This is a genomic window from Fictibacillus sp. NRS-1165 (genome assembly GCF_050468105.1).
Lineage (GTDB): Bacteria > Bacillota > Bacilli > Bacillales > Fictibacillaceae > Fictibacillus_C > Fictibacillus_C terrinigri.
On record NZ_JBDPNU010000005.1, the window covers coordinates 1 to 19,547 of the forward strand.

Consider the following 19,547-nt stretch of genomic DNA (forward strand, 5'->3'; position numbering starts at 1 on the left):
ACGACTCTCCGGAGTGTACCTAGACGTACATGAGGAAGAGGAGGAGTGAAGCTGACGAAGAAGATTGCCGTTGATCACAAACCGGCATAGTCTGGTGGCGATAGCGAAGAGGTCACACCCGTTCCCATACCGAACACGGAAGTTAAGCTCTTCAGCGCCGATGGTAGTTGGGGGCTTCCCCCTGTAAGAGTAGGACGTTGCCAGGCTTACATTATTCCACAGTAGCTCAGTGGTAGAGCTATCGGCTGTTAACCGATCGGTCGTAGGTTCGAGTCCTACCTGTGGAGCCATATTTTGGAGAGCTGTCCGAGTGGCCGAAGGAGCACGATTGGAAATCGTGTATACGGTTAAAGCCGTATCAAGGGTTCAAATCCCTTGCTCTCCGCCATAACTTTTCAACATATGGCCCGTTGGTCAAGCGGTTAAGACACCGCCCTTTCACGGCGGTAACACGGGTTCGAATCCCGTACGGGTCACCATTTAATACATAAATCACTTCTTTGGAGGATTAGCTCAGCTGGGAGAGCACCTGCCTTACAAGCAGGGGGTCGGCGGTTCGAACCCGTCATCCTCCACCATTAATACTTATCTTTTCTCTCTTGTAGAGGAAGAACAGTCTTATATTCGGGCATATCGTCCGTAAGCTAAATATCATCGCGGGGTGGAGCAGTCTGGTAGCTCGTTGGGCTCATAACCCAAAGGTCGCAGGTTCAAATCCTGTCCCCGCAACCAAAATGGACTCGTGGTGTAGTGGTTAACATGCCTGCCTGTCACGCAGGAGATCGCCGGTTCGACCCCGGTCGGGTCCGCCATTTTGGCTCGATAGCTCAGTCGGTAGAGCAGAGGACTGAAAATCCTCGTGTCGGCGGTTCGATTCCGTCTCGAGCCACCATTTTTATGCCGGTTTAGCTCAATTGGTAGAGCAACTGACTTGTAATCAGTAGGTTGGGGGTTCAAGTCCTCTAGCCGGCACCACTTTTCTTTTTAGAACTGTAAGAAATTACTTCTTGAAGAATAGATGAATCTGTATTAAAATAGATTTTGTCTCTCATGGAGGGGTAGCGAAGTGGCTAAACGCGGCGGACTGTAAATCCGCTCCTTTGGGTTCGGCGGTTCGAATCCGTCCCCCTCCACCATCTAATTTTTATTGCACATTAACTGATTCAGGGGCATAGTTTAACGGTAGAACGAAGGTCTCCAAAACCTTTGGTGTGGGTTCGATTCCTACTGCCCCTGCCATATGGCGATCGTGGCGAAGTGGTTAACGCACCGGATTGTGGTTCCGGCATTCGTGGGTTCGATTCCCATCGGTCGCCCCATATGATTGGGCTATAGCCAAGTGGTAAGGCAACGGACTTTGACTCCGTCACTCGTAGGTTCGAATCCTGCTAGCCCAGCCATATATGCGGAAGTAGTTCAGTGGTAGAATACAACCTTGCCAAGGTTGGGGTCGCGGGTTCGAATCCCGTCTTCCGCTCCATTCATATGATCTGTTATGGCGGCATAGCCAAGTGGTAAGGCCAGGGTCTGCAAAACCCTTATCCACCGGTTCGAATCCGGTTGCCGCCTCCACTACATAATTCCCCCAGCGCCGGGGTGGTGGAATTGGCAGACACACAGGACTTAAAATCCTGCGGTAGGTGACTACCGTGCCGGTTCGAGTCCGGCCCTCGGCATCATATTTTTATAATTTAAACTGCCTAAAGATTTATTTGCATGCCGGTGTGGCGGAATTGGCAGACGCGCACGACTCAAAATCGTGTTCCCTTGGGAGTGTCGGTTCGACCCCGACCACCGGTACCAATACATAACATAATAACGTTAAATATAGACGTTCCTTGCACAATGCAAGGAACGTTTTTTTTTCTTTATACTTTTCAGTACGCAGAGATATACGTTTTTTCTCCATTACATTATCGCATACTAATAGACGTGCATTTGGCCCCTAATACTATTCCACTCTCAAATTGTTCACGAAAGAATGAACACTTTGCCAATTATGTGCTCTACCCTAAACAAATGTAAAAAAAAGGCGAAATTTGTAGATAGAAGGCTGTCGGTAATCATATTCAGTATTCCTCTATGGGATTCACAGTAACGACAAAGGAATATTATCTTTAAACGGACAGTTTTGGAAGGGAGTTTCATGAATGAGTGATTTGCAACGAAAGATGGGAACTTTTGCCCTGACTATGGTCGGGCTCGGATCGATCATTGGATCCGGCTGGTTATTTGGGGCATGGAGAGCTGCACAAATCGCCGGTCCAGCCGCTGTTTTTTCCTGGATCATCGGCATGATCGTTATTTTATTTATAGCGCTTTCTTATATTGAATTAGGCGCCATGTTTCCTGAAGCCGGAGGTATGGTGAAATACACACAGTATTCTCATGGATCGTTTGTAGGATTTCTTGCAGCCTGGTCCAATTGGATTGCCATTGTTTCTGTTATTCCTGTTGAAGCAATCGCCTCTGTGCAATATATGAGTTCATGGCCGTGGAAATGGGCAAGGTGGACGCACACGTTAGTGACGGAAGGCACCCTTACCGGGAAAGGATTGGTTATCGCTTCAGTATTGATGCTGATTTACTTTTTTTTGAACTATTGGGCAGTCAGCCTGTTTGCCAAAGCAAATAACCTGATAACAATTTTTAAAATTGTTATTCCTGGACTCACGGTTGGAGCGCTTCTTTTCGTAGGATTTCATGGGGAGAACTTTACATCCGGGCACAGTGTTGCCCCTTATGGATGGGCAAGTGTACTAACTGCCGTAGCTACTTCAGGGATTGTATTCGCGTTCAACGGTTTCCAAAGCCCCATTAATATGGCGGGCGAGGCAAGGAATCCCGGCCGCACTATTCCATTTTCAGTTGTAGGGTCTGTTCTGATCGCAACCGTTATCTACATTTTATTGCAAGTGGCCTTTATCGGGGCTGTCAGTCCTGCCACGATTGCTAAAGGCTGGCATCATTTAAATTTCAATTCGCCATTTGCCGATTTGGCCATTGCACTGGGCATTAACTGGCTTGTCATTTTACTTTATTGTGATGCATTCATTTCTCCTTCCGGCACAGGAACTACGTATACCGCCACCACAGCGAGAATGATCTACGGAATGGAAAAGAACGGATATTTACCAGAAGTGTTTGGAAAGGTTCACCCTTTTTACCGTGTGCCTCGTCCTGCTATGTATTTAAACCTTGCTGTATGTTTTCTGTTTCTGTTTGTCTTTAGAGGCTGGGGGGTACTAGCAGAAGTAATTTCAGTAGCAACCCTTATCTCTTATATCACCGGCCCAGTTACCGTCATGACATTAAGACGGACAGGCAGGAATCTATATCGTCCATTACGTGTTAAAGCACTAAGCATCATCGCACCATGCGGGTTCGTCTTTGCCTCTTTAACGCTGTATTGGGCAAGATGGCCGCTGACTGGACAGGTGCTATTCTTTATTTTGATTGGCCTTCCGATTTACTTTTATTATCAGGCGAGAAAGAAATGGAAAGGTTTCAAAACCAATTTCCTGGCAGGACTCTGGATGGTTGTTTACTTAATCTGCATGATGTTTATCTCCTACCTGGGAAGTGAAAAATTTGGAGGAGCCAACATCATTCCATTTGGCTGGGATATGGTTCTCATTGCATGCTTAGCCCTTGTGTTTTATTATTGGGCTGTAAAAAGCGGGATTCAAACCGAGTATTTAGACGAAGCAGCTAAACTGAATGAGCAAGTTAGAGTTAAAGAAATGACGAAACGCGGGAACGAATCTGGGGAAGAAGTAGGTTAACTATTACGGTAAAAAGAAGTGCATAAATGGTGCACTTCTTTTTTTATGCTTTTTAAAACATCGAGTTATCCGTTTGCCGGGAAAATTATAAATATTTTTAATTTTCAGATATAAAAAGAAAGGATTCTTTTGTCATTTATTAGAATACATAGGCTAATATAGGTGAATGGTCATTCATCTTCACCTGTATTTTATTCTAAAGCATGGGGGAGTAGCGGATGAAAGTCTTTAGTTTGTTCAAGGCGGAGATGGCTGGTTTGGCAGCGAAAAAAGGGCTGCTGGTATCAGTCATAATTGCCTTGCTTGTCCCGGTTGTGTACGGGGGGATACTCTTATCTCCGAGGTGGGGACCGTATGACAACCTGTCTAATCTGCCTGTAGCAGTCGTTAACAATGATCAGGGAGCGGATTCAGATGGAGAGACGATCAATGCAGGAAAGGATTTAGTCGCTGATCTGGAAAAAGGAAAAAACCTCGGTTGGAAATTTGTTGACTCCGACGAGGCAAAAAGCGGGATGAAGAGTTTAAAGTATTACATGGTCATTGAAATCCCCAAGGATTTCTCCAAGAGGGTAACGACTGTTCTTTCAACAGATCCTCAAAAACCAGAACTGAAGTATGTGCAGAATGAAGGTTTGAACTTCATGGCCGCACAGGTTACAAAGAGTGCCACCGAACAGATCCGGGAAAGGCTCGCAGACCGGATTACAGAGAAATACGTGAACACTATGTTTGCGAGCCTGCAAGATGTGTCGGACGGTTTTCAGACCGCTGCTGATGGCTCAGAAAAGCTGAACGGAGGCACATCTGAATTACACAAAGGAACCGGCACACTTTTGGAATCGCTTACAAAAAAATCCGGCGATATATCCAGGCTTGCTGCAGGGACCAGAGAGCTTGAAAAAGGAACCGGGAAGATTTATCAGTCCCTCTCCGGAAAACAGAATGATATCAAGAAATTAGCCAATGGAGCGGCACAGGTAAACAATGGATTAGGCCAAGTGCTTCAAAACTTGACCGGCAAGCAGGGGGATATTAAGCGTTTGTCGTCTGGATCACATGATTTAAAGGACGGGACAAATGAACTCTTGTCTTCTTTAAAAGCTGGGTCTGGAGATATTGCAAAATTAGCAGTAGGTTCGGAAAAAGCTAATGAAGGGACAGGCCTGCTGCTGCTTACACTTAAAAAGAAGCAGCAAGGTGTTGAAGAGCTGGCAGCTGGGGCAAAGGTGCTTAATGACAAAATGCCGGCACTTAAACAAGGTACAGAAGGAGTGCTTGGCGGTTTAAAAAATTTGCAAAACAAAGTGAATTCAGAGCTTCGGCCGGGAACTCAGGCAGTGGCTGGAGGAGTGGCGAAAGCAGCGGAAAATGCACAAGCTCTTGGAGCTGGGCTTCAAGGCCTTTCTTCAGCTCTAAACAGCTACCTTGAGGCACATCCTGATTTGAGGAATGATCCTAATTTTATGAAAATAGTTGGGACAGGCCAAGTACTTTCTCAAAATGCGAATGATCCTGATAATATAAAGCAGCTTGGCGCACTCAAGGATGGGTCAGCAACTATTGCCAGTGCTTTTAGTAAAGAAGGTGCAGTGACTGCAGGGCTTGATAAACTGGTGGCAGGACAGTCCGTCATCGACAACGGTGTGGGCGAACTGAACGAGAAAGCACCACAGCTAAAAGATGGCACAGCGCAAATTGCCGCGGGATGGAACACCATGGTGACTAAAGTTGGTGATCTTCATGCTGGCACGGCACAAATCGCAGCTGGCAACCAATCCGTGAATGAAGGCTGGAGTTCAATGACGGATGGAGTTAGAAGGCTCGACTCAGGCGCATGGCTTCTATCCGCCGGTAATGACGAGGTCAATAATGGCTGGAAAAAGCTTATTGATGGTACGAGTAAACTTAATAATGGTTCTGGACAGGTGAGCCGTGGAAACGCGGACGTTGATAAGGGCTGGAAAGTCCTCACAGCAGGGGCGGACAAGATCCATTCAGGAACGGTTCAAGTGAGTGACGGCAATTCAATAGTGGAAAAAGGATGGGGGGATTTAACTTCGGGTGTCACCAGGCTAAATGATGGTGCAGAAAAACTGAATGATGGTTCAGGCGAGCTGGCTTCGGGATTGAAAGATGGGGCCGCAAAAACAAGCAGCCTGAAAACGCCGGAAGACAAAAACTTCAACATGTTTGCTTCTCCAGTGCAGCTGAAAAGTGACAAGGTGTTCAAATTTGCTCATTATCGTGATTCTACCGCACCGTATGTTTTAACACTCGCCTTGTTTACAGGAATTTTGATCATGTCCATGTTCATGAACTTCAAAAGGCCGGAAGAGGTATCTGCAGCCGCCTGGTTTGGCGCAAAGTTAATGAATCTATCCGTTCTTGCAATTGCTCAGGCTTTGCTGCTTTCCCTAGTAGTCATGATTTTAGCTGTAAATGTTGAAAACCCGGCAGGCTTTGTACTGTTTGCTATTTTTGTCAGCATAGTATTTTCTGCGATCGTTAGTTTCTTTGCAGCACTCGGAATGATTGGCCGGTTTCTTGGATTGGCGTTTGTCGTTCTTCAGCTTTCCATTACAGGAGCGAATTTGCCAATCGATATGCTCCCGCCAAATATGCGGGCTTTGAGCGAATTTCTTCCATTTACGTATAGCATCGCCGGATTTAAGGCGCTGCTTGCTCTTGATGCGCCAGGTACGGCTCTGTTTAATGCGAGTGTTCTGTTTATCTATCTGGGCGCTTTTGCTCTTCTGGCGTTTGCTGTCATCTTAGTCAGCAGAGGCAGACGTTTGTCGCGGGAGGACACAGCTAAAATCCAAGCATAAAAAATAATATAACAGGTTGTCATATTATTCGGTGATTGGGACTATATTGAATCAAGGCAGTTGTAGGTTTTAGCGCAGTACTTCGTTTTAAATGAAGTACTGCGCTTTTTTTTTATTGAATAATAAATGATTCAGAAGAACCTCCATGTATTTGAATAAACATTTTTTCGATGGCCGCCAACAGTTTCCCGGCTTCCTTCGTTGACATGGACGGGCGAAGATAAACGATCTGAAGGGCGCTTGTGACATTATCGTGCGTCATCGTGCGTTTGGAGTCAACGATGGGACTGCCGAAAGGGCCGGATGCATCAGAAGAGAGCAATTTGGCCTCCATGTTCATTAAACGGCCGTTTAACCCTTCATATTGATCTTCTGCTTTTCCCAGCCTCACTTCAATGTCACCGGTCAGTGGGCCTGCATTATATATGCCTATAGGTACACCATATTGAAGAGAAAAGAAGTTGTTCACATCGACGGCCGAATTGATCATCCCTATGTCTTTGCCGCTATATACTCTTCGAAGCAGAGCTTCTGCAGAAGGCCGGTATCTTGAGGGATCCATTGCTAGCGCTTTGAAAGTTTTTCTCCATTCCTGAACGCCGGGGTGGTCAGAGACACTGAGCTGCTGGGCGTCCAATTTCAGAGATTCAAGAAATAATTGGAATCTGCCCTTTAGCATTTGCGGTGATTCTCCAATCACGATATCATGATATAGTATTGCTCCCAATTTAAAAGAAGGGACAAGCTGTTTAATGTCCTTTGCTATATTTATCATACAGATCACCTTACTTTTTATCGTATTTTATAGCTAGTTTACCATAGATCAAGAAATCCTTTATGGAGAAAGGAGGTTCAGTTATGACAGGCGCCCAGTTAAAAGAAGAACTCATTGCATATAGTAAATCAATTGGTATCGACAAAATTGGATTTGCTTCTGCCAATGTTTTTGCCGATTTGAAAGAAAGGCTGGTTCAGCAGCAAACGCTCGGTTATCAATCGGGATTTGAAGAAAAGGACATCGAAAAGAGAACGAATCCGCGGCTTTTGATGGAAGAGGCACATTCGATCATATCCATCGCTCTAGCTTACCCTTCTAAAATGAAAAATGCTCCGCGCAGTGTCAGGGGGGCAAGAAGAGGCATTTTTTGCCGGGCCTCCTGGGGAGTGGATTACCACTTCATCCTGAGAGAGAAACTGCGTCTGTTAGAGGACTTCATCAAAGAGAAAGTCCCGGAAGCGAAGGTAAAGTCGATGGTCGATACGGGGGAATTGTCCGATCGTGCTGTCGCCGAGCGTGCAGGAATCGGATGGAGTGCGAAGAATTGTGCCACGATCACCCCGGAGTTTGGCTCCTATGTATATCTAGGGGAGTTGATAACTACCTTACATCTCCCGCCAGACACCCCGATTACTGATCAGTGCGGAGACTGCACGATCTGTATTGACGCATGCCCGACCGGAGCACTTGTGCAGGGAGGGCAGCTGGACTCCAATAAGTGTATTGCCTTCTTAACACAGACCAAGGATTTTCTTCCTGATCAATACCGTGAGAAAATAGGAAATCGTCTATATGGTTGTGATACGTGCCAGACGGTATGCCCCAAAAATAAGGGGAAGGATTTCCATCTTCATGAGGAGATGGAACCGGATCCTGAGATTGCGAAACCTTTATTAAAGCCGATCCTTCATATGAGCAACCGTGAATTTAAGGAGCGGTTCGGCCAAGTGTCCGGCTCATGGAGAGGGAAAAAACCGATCCAGCGCAATGCGATCCTTGCTCTTGCTCATTTCAAAGATGAATCCGCCTCTGAGGACCTGGCCCAGTTGATGAATGAAGACCCCCGCCCTGTCATCCGCGGAACTGCTGCTTGGGCGTTAGGTAAAATCGGCGGAAGGATAGCAAGAGAACAGCTTAATGCTGCGAAAGAACGAGAAAAAGACGGGAATGTGGCGTCAGAAATCGATAAAGGACTGAATATGCTTCAAAATCACGGAATTTACTAATCGCATCGCGAGAACATGTCCGTTAGTATAGAAAACATCAAGAAAATAAAAGAAGGGATTTTTATGTGTAATATAAAAACATTATTCTCTTATGAGGAAATGAAAAGCCCGATTGGCCTCCTGACTATTATTGCAACCGAAAATGGCGTTTGCCGGATTGATTTTGGGAGCCTTGAAGAAAATTTACCATCCCTTCAATCCTGGATGTCGAAGAACTACCTTAAGGGGGAACTGACTCATTCACCAGGACAGCTGCAGCCGATCGTTGACCAGCTCGAGAGCTACTTCAATGGTACACTGCAGGAATTTTCTATTCCGTTAGACCTGTATGGCACTCCCTTTCAAATTAAGGTTTGGGAGGAATTAAAGGGGATTCCTTATGGCGCGACATGCTCCTATAAGGATATCGCACAAGGAATCGGTGCGCCAAAAGCCGTGAGAGCTGTAGGCAGTGCCAATAACAAAAACCCAGTCCCGATCATTATTCCTTGCCACAGGGTGGTTGGCAGCAATGGTGCGCTTGTCGGATATGGCGGCGGATTGGATAAAAAAGAACTTCTGCTGAACATTGAACTTCAGAACTTTATACCAAAGACTTCGTGAACCGTTTTAAACGGTTCTTTTTTTTTGTCCCTGTTTCATATGCTGATAGTACGTTAATTTTGCAACACGGGGGTGGCCTATGAACTGGCTGGAGCAGCTGAAATTCTATATACAGCGCCTGACGGATTGGATGGTCAATGAAAACTGGACCGATAGTGTCTGTTTGCCGTTGGAGGAAAGGGAGAGTTTTGCTCGAAAAAAGCAGGCATTGCATGAGAGGAATGCCGTATTGGTCAATAATAATGTGGAAGCGCAGGTCCTGCGGCATTCCAGCTTTGATGATCTTCACCAGGTCGATTATATTCTTCATTTCAGTAATTTGATCAGGCATGGGTATGATTTTTATGTTGAGGAGTGGACACAGGAGAGGAGAGCGGTATTTAAGGAGGATCAGCTGATCACTGATAAAGTGCTTAAACCTGAGGGGCAGCATAAAGAGAAGGTGAAAATTGACAGAGAGACAGAGCCGGCTGTTCTTCGAAAACACAAATATGACCGGCTGGCGGCAGTAAGGTATGCGGAAAGATGGTGGAACACGTATAATCCTGCATTTAAGTCTTTCGATGTCGATTGTACAAACTATATTTCCCAGTGCCTTCACGCAGGAGGAGGCATCCCCATGGTCCACCATGGAACCCGGTCCAAGGGCTGGTGGTTTAAGCATCATGATTGGAGCTACAGCTGGACGGTGGCCAATGCGATGAGATGGTATTTGAGCGGATCCAAATCACAGCTCCAGGCAAGAGAGAAGTCTTCTGCGAGCCAGCTCATTCCAGGTGACGTGATCTGCTATGATTTTGACGGCGACGGGCACTGGCAGCATACAACGATCGTGGTAGCTAAAGATTCTTCGGGAGAGCCGCTTGTGAATGCGCACTCCACAGACAGCCGGATGAGATTCTGGAAGTACGAGGACTCTACCGCCTACACACCGCAGATCAAATATAAGTTTTTTCATATTGTGTAAAATAAGCACCTTGGGGCTATATTCCGGTAAAAGTGCTATAATAATGGAGGAATAAGCATTCGAGGTGAGAGTTTTGGGTTTACATGTCGTACTTTATCAGCCCCTGATTCCGGCCAATACTGGAAATATTGCCCGTACGTGTGCAGGAACAGGGACATCTCTGCATTTGATCCGTCCGCTTGGTTTTTCAACGGATGATAAACAGCTGAAGAGGGCTGGCTTGGATTACTGGGAACACGTTGATGTTCATTATTATGATTCTCTGGAGGAGCTGTTCGATCGTTTTCCAGAAGGATTGTTTTACTATATTACCAAGTTCGGAAAACAGCGCTACACTGATATGAATTACACCGAGCTGTCACGTGATCACTTTTTTGTATTTGGCCGTGAGACGACAGGACTGCCTCCGGAACTGCTCGAGGCAAATGCAGAACGGTGTTTCAGGCTTCCGATGAATAATAACATCCGTTCTTTGAACCTTTCCAATACTGCTGCGATTTTAATTTATGAAGCGTTGAGGCAGCAGGAATTCCCTTCATTGGGTTAATGTGGGTTAAGCATATAAAAAAACGCCCTTGAAAATGGGCGTTTTTTTATATGTACCGTTTTATTTCGTTCCGGGACTATCATTGTATCCCGCAGTGAAAATGGCGGTTAAGAACGCGAGCATAACTCCTAGTATGAGGATAAAACTCATGCGATCTCCTCCTTTGGGTGCAATTTTCCATATCCTTTCTTTATTATAGCGAAACCGCTGTTATCGCACAACGGCAAACTTGACTGAAAAACAAGCTGTAAAATATCAAGACTAATCCAGCCCCGGTATACATAAACAATACTACAACCACTTTCATTTTTGATGCGTAACCACAAAGTTCTTCTATCGGAAAAACAAAAAAACAACTTGAATGATTGGGGACATCCTCGCATAAAGTAGATTAACAAACGAAGGATGCAAACACTACGCAAGGGGGTACACATGGATATTTTAAGTAAAATCCAATTGCACCGTGAAGAGGAGAGGCGTCTTGCCTGGGAAGGTACCTTCGGAGAATACCTTGAGATTTTAAAGGAACGCCCTTATGTCGCTCAGTCCGCTCATTCCCGAGTCTATAATATGATTAAAGATGCTGGAATAGAGGAAGTGAACGGAGCCAAAAGGTATAACTTTTTCAACAACCAGATTTTTGGGCTTGAGGATTCAATCGAAAGGCTGGTAGAGGAGTATTTTCATCCCGCAGCTAAACGGTTGGACGTTCGAAAAAGGATACTTTTACTGATGGGGCCTGTTTCCGGGGGGAAATCCACGATTGTTACCATGCTGAAACGAGGTCTGGAGAAATATTCGAAAACAGACGCAGGAGCCGTGTACGCCATCAAAGGCTGCCCGATGCATGAGGATCCATTGCATTTAATCCCTCATCATCTGCGCGGGGATTTTTTTGAAGATTATGGTATCAAGATCGAAGGAAGCCTGTCGCCTTTAAACACGATGAGGCTTGAAAAAGAGTACGATAATTGTATTGAAGATGTCATGGTTGAACGAATCTTTTTTTCTGAAGATAAAAGAACAGGGATTGGAACATTCAGCCCATCCGATCCAAAATCACAGGATATTGCTGATTTAACAGGAAGTATTGATTTTTCAACAATTGCAGAGTTCGGATCAGAATCAGACCCCCGCGCATACCGTTTTGACGGAGAGTTGAATAAGGCGAACCGGGGGATGATGGAGTTTCAGGAAATGCTGAAGTGTGATGAAAAATTCCTCTGGCATTTATTATCTCTGACTCAGGAAGGCAATTTTAAAGCGGGAAGATTCGCGCTGATCTCTGCTGATGAATTGATTGTCGCTCATACGAATGAATCGGAATACCGCTCATTCATCGCCAATAAAAAGAACGAAGCGCTGCACTCGAGGATCATCGTTATGGGAGTACCATATAACTTGAGAGTGTCTGAAGAAGAACGCATCTATGGAAAGATGATTAAAGACAGTGATATGTCCCATGTCCACATTGCTCCTCATGCTTTAAGAGTGGCAGCGATTTTCTCGATATTGACCCGCTTGAAGGATTCAAAAAAGCAGGGCATGGATCTGATCAAGAAAATGAGGCTGTACGATGGAGAAATCGTGGAAGGCTACAACCATATCGATCTCGAAGAGCTGCAAAAGGAATTTTCGGACGAAGGAATGAGCGGAATCGACCCTCGTTACGTCATTAACAGGATCTCATCTGCCATTATTCGCAAAGACATACCATCGATCAATGCACTCGATGTTCTCCGCTCTATGAAGGATGGTCTCGACCATCATGCTTCCATCACTAAGGAGGATAAAGAGCGTTATATTAATTTTATCTCTCTGGCGCGGAAAGAGTACGATGAGATCGCGAAGAAGGAAGTGCAGAAGGCTTTTGTTTATTCTTATGAAGAATCTGCAAAAACACTGATGGATAACTACCTCGATAATGTAGAGGCTTACTGCAATAAAAATAAGCTCAGAGACCCTCTTACTGGTGAAGAAATGAGCCCGGACGAAAAATTGATGCGTTCCATTGAGGAGCAGATTGGAATCTCTGAAAATGCGAAAAAAGCATTCAGGGAAGAAATCTTAATCCGAATTTCCGCTTATGCGAGAAAAGGAAAGAAATTTGATTACAATTCACACGAACGCTTAAGAGAAGCGATCCAGAAGAAACTGTTTGCAGATCTGAAAGATGTCGTTAAAATTACGACTTCTTCTAAGACTCCTGATGAAGCACAGCTTAAAAAGGTGAATGAAGTCATCGCCCGCCTCGTCCAAGAGCATGGGTATAATACGACATCAGCGAACGAACTCCTAAGGTATGTAGGCAGCCTTTTAAACCGCTAAAAAAAAACGCATCCCTATGATTTCATAGGATGCGTTTTTTTTTAGCGAATGTTAAGGAAAGTCAAAGATTATCTTCATAATAAAAGAATAAATGGGACCAAGAAAGAGAATACCTTGTATTATGATAAACTATAGTGGTAAATTGATACTAAACGCTAACAAAAAGGAAGTGAGAGGATGAGTTCCGGGGAAGATAAAAGCCAATTATGGGATTGGATAAAAGCCATTGGAATAGCACTCATACTAGCGTTGCTGATAAAGAAATTTTTATTCGAGCAGTACGTTGTTTATGGAGAATCAATGATGCCGACCATTGAAAATGGAAACCGGCTGATTGTAAATAAATTAGGCTACAATCTTGGAAAGCCCAAGCGGTTTGATTTAATTGTTTTTCATGCGAATGCGAAAGAGGATTATATTAAGCGAGTGATCGGAATGCCGGGTGAGAGGATCGCCTATCAAAACGATAATCTCTATATAAATGGCAAACAAATCGATGAGCCCTATTTAAATCAGTATAAGAAGAATATTACGAGCGGAAATCTGACAGGTGACTTTACGCTGGAAGAAGTCACCGGGCAAAAAGTCATTCCTAAAGGAAAAGTCTTTGTGATGGGAGATAACCGGCTGCACAGTATTGACAGCCGCCATATCGGCTTGGTCGATATGAAAAAGATCGTTGGTGAAGTAAATCTCCGTTACTGGCCTGTAAAAGAGCTTGAAGTGATTAAATAAGTTTAGTCCCACAGGAATAAGGGAATTGTGCAGGAAGAGGTGATGTTCTATGTCCAGAGAACAGGACTATACAGAAAAACCAAAAAACAGCTCGATGACTCCAAACTTTAAAGAAATGAAGGAACATGGAAGGGTAATGGAGAAGATGTCGACGAATGATAATGTTGAGAAAAGCGGCAAGACTCCTGATCCTGCTCAGTATGAACATCATAAAAATAAAAATCATCAGTAAGACCTGTTTCGGGTAACCGAAACAGGTTTTTTTATTTATCTATAAATTATCCCTGTCCTCAATCATTATGGCTGAGTCATCGATGCTTTTTTTGTGCGGCTCCGAAAATTATTGACCCAAAATCGAAATAATTGAACCAAATCGGAAATTAATTGAATCATATTCGAAATAATTGAACCGAATTTGCTGCTAATTGAACCGATCTTAAGATGCAGACTTTTTCGCGCTGCCACAACCGCTGTCCCATAGAAAAGGTTCCTGAGGCGTAAAACGCCCGCAAACATACGCTTATCTCAATTGATTGAAAAATGTGTCAATTACTTAGCAATTCTCACCTTGTACTGCATAGGATAAAGTAACCAACCCTTTTTCTATTCAAAAGTGGGTGGTTCTTTTATCAATTGATCTGATTTCATTCAAATAAAACAATGAGCCAATTAAAAAAGAAGGAGGGGAAATGATGAGCGAGGAAGCTAAAAATAATTTTGCCGTTTCTCAAGAGAACTGGTCCCTCCACCGCAAAGGCTATCAGGATCACCAGAGGCATATGGAAAAGGTACAGGAAGCCATAAAAAACAACCTGCCCGATTTGATCAGCGAAGAAAACATTATTTTATCCAATGGGCGAGATGTTATTAAAATACCGATTCGTTCATTGGACGAATACAAAATTCGCTACAATTATGAAAAGAACAAGCATGTAGGGCAGGGAGACGGAGACAGCCAGGTAGGAGATGTGGTAGCGCGTGATGGGAATGGAAGCCAGGCTGGTGCAGGAAAAGGTAAAGGCCAGGCAGGCGACAAGCCGGGTTCGGATTATTCCGAAGCAGAGGTTTCACTTGCCGAGCTTCAGGAATTCTTGTTTAAAGAGCTGGAATTGCCGAATTTAAAACAAAAAGAACAGGACAATATCGTTCTTGAAAAAGTTGAGTTCAATGATATCCGCAAGACCGGCCTAATGGGGAACGTAGATAAGAAACGCACCATACTTACCGCATTTAAACGAAATGCCCTTAAAGGAAAACCAGCCATCGCGCCTATCTATAACGATGACCTGCGGTTTAAAACATGGAATGAAGTGGTGAAGCCGGAATCAAAAGCCGTGGTCCTGGCCATGATGGATACATCAGGATCCATGGGAATATGGGAAAAATACATGGCCAGGAGCTTTTTCTTTTGGATGACACGATTCCTGCGGTCGAGATATGAAACGGTGGAAATCGAATTTATTGCTCATCACACTGAAGCCAAAGTGGTATCAGAAGAGGATTTCTTCTCTAAAGGAGAGAGCGGTGGAACAATTTGTTCCTCTGCCTACCGAAAAGCATTGGAATTAATTGAAACCAAGTATTCACCATCCCGTTTTAATATTTATCCTTTTCATTTTTCAGACGGGGATAATCTGACAAGCGACAATGCCCGCTGCGTTAAGCTGGTGCAGGAGATCATGGCACACAGCAATATGTTTGGGTATGGCGAGGTTAACGCTTATAACCGGCATTCAACGTTAATGAGTGTGTATAAAAGCATCACAGATCCTAAATTTAATTATTATATTCTAAAGGAAAAAGCGGATGTGTATCATTCCATGAAGAGCTTCTTCAGGAAAAGAGAAGAAGTAAAATAGCAGAGGGGCCCATTATCCATGTATTGGATAATGGGTTTTCTTTTATTATGAAGGAAAGTTACATATAACTAATTCATAACCAAATGGGAGGGGACAGGATCGTTGAAGGTGAATCGAATCAAAAAGCAGCTGATCATAGCCGCTATCCTGGCCGCTGCTGTGTTATGCTTCTCCCCAAAAAACGCAGGTGCCGCATGGTTCGAGCCGCTGAAGGTGCATTTTCTTGATGTCGGCCAAGCGGATTCCATTTTGATCCAGATGCCGAATGGGAAGAACATGCTCGTTGATGCGGGTGACGAAAATGATGGACCAGAGATTATTCGGTATTTACAAAGCCAGGGAGTTGTCGATATCGACGTATTGGTGGCAACGCATCCTCATCATGACCATATCGGATCCATGGACGATGTGATACAGAATTTTAATGTAAAAAAGATTTACATGCCCAATCTTCCGTATGATACGGCTTATTATCATGATCTTTTTAAAATCATTAACGAAAAGAACATCCCAGTGGAACGTGCAAAAGCCGGAACCAAATTCCGATTCGGTTTTTCAGTAAAGGTGGATATGCTGGGACCTGGTTCTTCCTATTATAAATACATTAATGATTACTCTGCGGTATTGAGGATTACACATGGTAAAAACCGCTTTTTGCTGATGGCTGATGCTGGGATGGAATCCGAAAAGGAACTGCTTTCGTCGAAAAAAGATTTAAAGGCAAATGTCCTTAAGGTCGGCCATCATGGTGCAAACACGGGAACCGCCATGCCGTTCTTAAAAGCTGTCCACGCAAAGACCGCTATTATTTCGGTAGGAAACAACAATCCGTATCATTATCCCTCAAAAGAAGTGCTGTACCGGCTGGAACGGTTGGATATGACCATCTATCGAACCGATCAGCTCGGGGTTATTACGGCCATCAGCAACGGAAATAAAATAACGTTCCGGACGAACGGCTTTAAATAAGGTGCCCCGATTTGGGATGCCTTGTTTTTTTAGACCTTGAAAAGGGTAAAGAATTGCCAGGTTATAAAGAGCTTGCACGGCGCTTGCGCTTTTCTTAAAAGCTTCTCTCTTGCACTTTCAAGACAGGGATAAGAAAATAAATATAAAAAGGGAGGCAATGAAATAAATGATAAAAGCTTTGGTCTTTGATTTTGACGGGCTGATCTTGGATTCGGAGACGAGTGTTTACAATGCCATTCAAGAGATTTTTACGGAGCATTCATGCAGCATGCCGCTGGAGTTATGGCAGGAATGCATTGGAACGAAGGATCATTTAGATCCCTTTGAATACCTTGAAGAACAAATCAATAAAAAGGTAGATATAAAGGGCTTGCGTGCGCAGCATCATGAAAGGGTCCTTGCCATGCTGGAAGGTGAAAAAGCGCTTCCGGGTGTGGAGGACTACCTGGAAGCGGCTAAAGAACTTGGTTTGAAAATCGCTCTCGCCACCAGCTCGTCGCGCGAATGGGTAACTGGGCACTTGGAAAAGTTAAATTTGCTTTCCTACTTTGACTGTTTGAAAACAGCGGATGAAGTAGAGCGAGTAAAACCGGATCCTGCCCTCTATTTGGAAGCTGTTAAATGCCTTGGAGTGAAACCGGAGGAAGCGATTGCGTTTGAGGATTCGGCGAACGGGGCGAAAGCAGCGAAAGCAGCAGGTCTTTATTGTGTAGTTATCCCTAATGAAGTAACGAGAGGACTTGCTTTCGGAGATGTGGACCATCAGTTGGAGTCGTTAGCAGAAGTACAGTTAATAGAACTGATGAGCCGGTTTTGATGGTCAAGATTCTGGGAGTTAATCATATAACCTTTGCAGTGAAAAACTTAAGCCGTTCACTGGATTTTTATCAAACGGTATTAAATGCCGTGCTTGTTCATAAAGGGCGGACGGACGCTTATCTTGAGTGGGGGCCGGTCTGGATTTGTCTGCTCGAGCGGGGAGAAGCTAAGAAGGCAGACAGTAAATCGGCCGGAGTCGACCATGCGGCCTTCACTGTGCACGAAAATGACTTTGATCAAGCAGTGGGGGTCCTCAAAAGCAATGACGTAAAGATTGTCAGAGGTCCGATAAAGCGGGGCGGAGGGCGCTGCGTGAACTTTTTGGATCCAGATGGTATTCAACTGGAGCTCAATACAGGCTCTTTGGCCGGCAGGATGGAAAACTGGGTTTGATGAGATTGAATTTGAATAGGAGTGAGCCTATTGAGTGAAGTAGATGTTTCTAAATTTGAAAAGAAGATTGAACTTCGGAATATACAATACAATGATTTAGATGAAATTCTTGAGTTGCAGAGAATCTGCTTTCCTGACCACATGGAGCCGTGGAAGCGCGAGCAGCTTGAAAGCCATCTGGATATTTTTCCTGAAGGCCAGTTTGTAGTTACATATGAAGGGAAAATAGTTGGAAGCTGTTCGAGCCTGATTGTTAACTTTGATGAATATGATGACCAGCATACATGGGACGAAATTACAGATGAAGGGTACATTACGAACCACAATCCTAACGGCTATAATCTTTATGGCATAGAAGTGATGGTTCACCCAAATTACCGCAGGATGAAAATCGGAAAGCGCCTATATGAGGCGAGAAAAGAACTTGCTGAAGAGTGGAATCTGAAAAGCATAATCCTGGGCGGCCGCATCCCAAATTATTACAAGCATTCTAACGAAATGACACCGAGGGAATATGTGAAAGAAGTCATCCATCACAATATTTACGATCCAGTGCTCACCTTTCAGCTGATGAACGGATTCACAGTCATGCGGATCAACCGCCATTATCTGCCTGATGATAGGCAGTCCAAGGAATATGCGACTTTGATGGAATGGAATAATGTGGATTATCATCCTCATAATACGAGGAGACATTTCAAAACAAGTGAACCGATACGTATAACAGCTATTCAGTACATGATGAAGACGATTGAATCGTTTGAGGATTTCGCTACGCAAGTTGAGTATTATACAGATGTTGCTGCCGATCAAGGATCCGATTTTGCTGTGTTTCCTGAATTGCTGACTACTCAGCTCTTATCATTCTGTGAAGAGAAAAGCCCTAGCCAGGCCATCAGGCGGTTGACCGAATATACGGAGGATTATATCGAACTCTTTACAAATCTCGCGGTCCGGTACAATGTCAATATAATCGGAGGCTCGCATTTCGTTGAAGAGGATGGCAACATCTATAATGTTGCTTATTTATTCCGAAGAGACGGAACGATTGAAAAGCAGTATAAGATTCACATCACACCAAATGAAAGAAAATGGTGGGGCATCACACCAGGTGACAAGGTGCAGGTGTTCGACACTGATTGCGGCAAGATCGCCATTCTGATCTGCTATGATATAGAATTCCCTGAGCTGTCTCGAATTGTGACAGACATGGGAGCTAATATTATCTTTACACCATTCTGTACCGAGGACAGACAGGGGTATGTCAGGGTAAGGTATTGTTCACAGGCAAGAGCTGTAGAGAATGAAATCTACACGGTCATTGCCGGAACAGTAGGCAACCTGTCACAGGTTGAAAATATGGATATCCAGTATGCTCAATCTGGAATTTTCACTCCTTCTGATTTCGCATTCCCACGGGACGGAATCGTTGGGGAATGCCATCCGAACATCGAAACAGTCGTCGTCGGAGACGTTGACCTGGAGATCTTGCGCAGGCAGCGAAAGACAGGGAACGTCACCCAGCTTCGAAACCGCAGGCTGGATTTGTATGAAGTGGTTCAAAAGAGTAAAAGTAAAAGCTAAAAAGAAAACGGCAGGAGATTTCCTGTCGTTTTTGCTTGTATTTTTTTATTTACCGGGAAATAATGTCGCATGCCAGCAAATCGTGCGACAAATTCCGCATTGCTGTCGAATGTAGTTTTCCTG

Annotated in this window: 15 protein-coding genes, 16 tRNA genes and 1 rRNA gene; 31 read left to right on the forward strand and 1 reads right to left on the reverse strand. The window is 44.4% G+C overall.

Annotated features, from left to right (window positions below; genetic code table 11):
* The first annotated feature begins 90 nt into the window (after positions 1-90).
* The 19 genes from rrf to ABHN01_RS02185 all read left to right on the forward strand — a co-directional run bounded on the left by rrf (position 91) and on the right by ABHN01_RS02185 (position 6,616).
* Positions 91-206 (forward strand): 5S ribosomal RNA (gene rrf / locus ABHN01_RS02095).
* A gap of 9 nt (positions 207-215) precedes the next feature.
* A tRNA-Asn gene (locus ABHN01_RS02100) sits at positions 216-290 on the forward strand.
* Between the two features lie 6 nt (positions 291-296).
* A tRNA-Ser gene (locus ABHN01_RS02105) sits at positions 297-388 on the forward strand.
* A gap of 16 nt (positions 389-404) precedes the next feature.
* Positions 405-479: transfer RNA gene (locus ABHN01_RS02110), tRNA-Glu, on the forward strand.
* Positions 480-502: 23 nt separating this feature from the next.
* Positions 503-578, forward strand: a tRNA-Val gene (locus ABHN01_RS02115).
* A 77-nt stretch (positions 579-655) separates the two neighbouring features.
* A tRNA-Met gene (locus ABHN01_RS02120) sits at positions 656-732 on the forward strand.
* A gap of 4 nt (positions 733-736) precedes the next feature.
* A tRNA-Asp gene (locus ABHN01_RS02125) sits at positions 737-812 on the forward strand.
* A 4-nt stretch (positions 813-816) separates the two neighbouring features.
* Positions 817-892, forward strand: a tRNA-Phe gene (locus ABHN01_RS02130).
* 7 nt (positions 893-899) lie between these two features.
* A tRNA-Thr gene (locus ABHN01_RS02135) sits at positions 900-975 on the forward strand.
* A 77-nt stretch (positions 976-1,052) separates the two neighbouring features.
* Positions 1,053-1,136: transfer RNA gene (locus tag ABHN01_RS02140), tRNA-Tyr, on the forward strand.
* A gap of 29 nt (positions 1,137-1,165) precedes the next feature.
* Positions 1,166-1,239: transfer RNA gene (locus tag ABHN01_RS02145), tRNA-Trp, on the forward strand.
* Positions 1,240-1,243: 4 nt separating this feature from the next.
* Positions 1,244-1,319 (forward strand) — tRNA-His (locus ABHN01_RS02150).
* Between the two features lie 6 nt (positions 1,320-1,325).
* Positions 1,326-1,400: transfer RNA gene (locus ABHN01_RS02155), tRNA-Gln, on the forward strand.
* A gap of 5 nt (positions 1,401-1,405) precedes the next feature.
* A tRNA-Gly gene (locus ABHN01_RS02160) sits at positions 1,406-1,480 on the forward strand.
* Between the two features lie 17 nt (positions 1,481-1,497).
* Positions 1,498-1,572: transfer RNA gene (locus ABHN01_RS02165), tRNA-Cys, on the forward strand.
* An 18-nt stretch (positions 1,573-1,590) separates the two neighbouring features.
* Positions 1,591-1,676 (forward strand) — tRNA-Leu (locus ABHN01_RS02170).
* 42 nt (positions 1,677-1,718) lie between these two features.
* A tRNA-Leu gene (locus ABHN01_RS02175) sits at positions 1,719-1,803 on the forward strand.
* 347 nt (positions 1,804-2,150) lie between these two features.
* Positions 2,151-3,785, forward strand: a complete 1,635-nt coding sequence (locus ABHN01_RS02180) for an APC family permease (RefSeq protein WP_289475795.1) — start codon at positions 2,151-2,153, stop codon at positions 3,783-3,785.
* A gap of 218 nt (positions 3,786-4,003) precedes the next feature.
* On the forward strand, positions 4,004-6,616 hold the full coding sequence (locus ABHN01_RS02185; RefSeq protein WP_429874194.1) for a YhgE/Pip domain-containing protein: 2,613 nt from the start codon (positions 4,004-4,006) through the stop codon (positions 6,614-6,616).
* Between the two features lie 112 nt (positions 6,617-6,728).
* Here the strand turns inward: ABHN01_RS02185 and ABHN01_RS02190 are convergent, their stop codons facing one another.
* Positions 6,729-7,391, reverse strand: coding sequence for a B3/B4 domain-containing protein (locus tag ABHN01_RS02190; RefSeq protein ID WP_429874195.1), 663 nt, complete (start codon positions 7,389-7,391; stop codon positions 6,729-6,731).
* An 83-nt stretch (positions 7,392-7,474) separates the two neighbouring features.
* Here ABHN01_RS02190 and queG point away from each other — a divergent pair, with 83 nt between their 5' ends.
* The 12 genes from queG (at position 7,475) to ABHN01_RS02250 (ending at position 19,424) form a co-directional block, all read left to right on the forward strand.
* Complete coding sequence (gene queG, locus ABHN01_RS02195) at positions 7,475-8,620, forward strand: tRNA epoxyqueuosine(34) reductase QueG (RefSeq protein ID WP_290401923.1); 1,146 nt, start codon at positions 7,475-7,477, stop codon at positions 8,618-8,620.
* Between the two features lie 63 nt (positions 8,621-8,683).
* A complete protein-coding gene (locus ABHN01_RS02200) occupies positions 8,684-9,223 on the forward strand; it encodes a methylated-DNA--[protein]-cysteine S-methyltransferase (RefSeq protein WP_290401922.1) in 540 nt (179 codons plus the stop codon).
* A 79-nt stretch (positions 9,224-9,302) separates the two neighbouring features.
* Positions 9,303-10,190 (forward strand): amidase domain-containing protein, encoded by an 888-nt coding sequence (locus ABHN01_RS02205; protein ID WP_429874196.1) that lies wholly within the window; start codon positions 9,303-9,305, stop codon positions 10,188-10,190.
* Positions 10,191-10,263: 73 nt separating this feature from the next.
* A complete protein-coding gene (gene trmL / locus ABHN01_RS02210) occupies positions 10,264-10,737 on the forward strand; it encodes a tRNA (uridine(34)/cytosine(34)/5-carboxymethylaminomethyluridine(34)-2'-O)-methyltransferase TrmL (protein ID WP_429874197.1) in 474 nt (157 codons plus the stop codon).
* 432 nt (positions 10,738-11,169) lie between these two features.
* A complete protein-coding gene (locus ABHN01_RS02215; protein WP_429874198.1) occupies positions 11,170-13,065 on the forward strand; it encodes a PrkA family serine protein kinase in 1,896 nt (631 codons plus the stop codon).
* A gap of 177 nt (positions 13,066-13,242) precedes the next feature.
* Positions 13,243-13,800 carry a signal peptidase I gene (lepB, locus tag ABHN01_RS02220; RefSeq protein WP_290401918.1) on the forward strand — a complete coding sequence of 186 codons (558 nt, stop codon included), beginning with the start codon at positions 13,243-13,245 and terminating at the stop codon, positions 13,798-13,800.
* 49 nt (positions 13,801-13,849) lie between these two features.
* On the forward strand, positions 13,850-14,032 hold the full coding sequence (locus ABHN01_RS02225; protein ID WP_429874199.1) for a hypothetical protein: 183 nt from the start codon (positions 13,850-13,852) through the stop codon (positions 14,030-14,032).
* A 460-nt stretch (positions 14,033-14,492) separates the two neighbouring features.
* Positions 14,493-15,659: a sporulation protein YhbH gene (gene yhbH / locus ABHN01_RS02230; protein WP_429874200.1), complete on the forward strand. Its 1,167-nt coding sequence runs from the start codon at positions 14,493-14,495 to the stop codon at positions 15,657-15,659.
* Positions 15,660-15,767: 108 nt separating this feature from the next.
* A complete protein-coding gene (locus tag ABHN01_RS02235) occupies positions 15,768-16,628 on the forward strand; it encodes a ComEC/Rec2 family competence protein (RefSeq protein WP_429874257.1) in 861 nt (286 codons plus the stop codon).
* Positions 16,629-16,794: 166 nt separating this feature from the next.
* Positions 16,795-17,445, forward strand: a complete 651-nt coding sequence (locus ABHN01_RS02240; protein WP_429874201.1) for an HAD family hydrolase — start codon at positions 16,795-16,797, stop codon at positions 17,443-17,445.
* The gene (locus tag ABHN01_RS02245; RefSeq protein WP_429874202.1) at positions 17,445-17,840 is read left to right on the forward strand and encodes a VOC family protein; all 396 of its coding nucleotides are present in this window, start codon (positions 17,445-17,447) and stop codon (positions 17,838-17,840) included. The genes ABHN01_RS02240 and ABHN01_RS02245 overlap by 1 nt, the downstream gene beginning before the upstream one ends.
* 30 nt (positions 17,841-17,870) lie before the next feature.
* Positions 17,871-19,424 (forward strand): GNAT family N-acetyltransferase, encoded by a 1,554-nt coding sequence (locus ABHN01_RS02250; RefSeq protein ID WP_429874203.1) that lies wholly within the window; start codon positions 17,871-17,873, stop codon positions 19,422-19,424.
* Positions 19,425-19,547 lie beyond the last annotated feature (123 nt).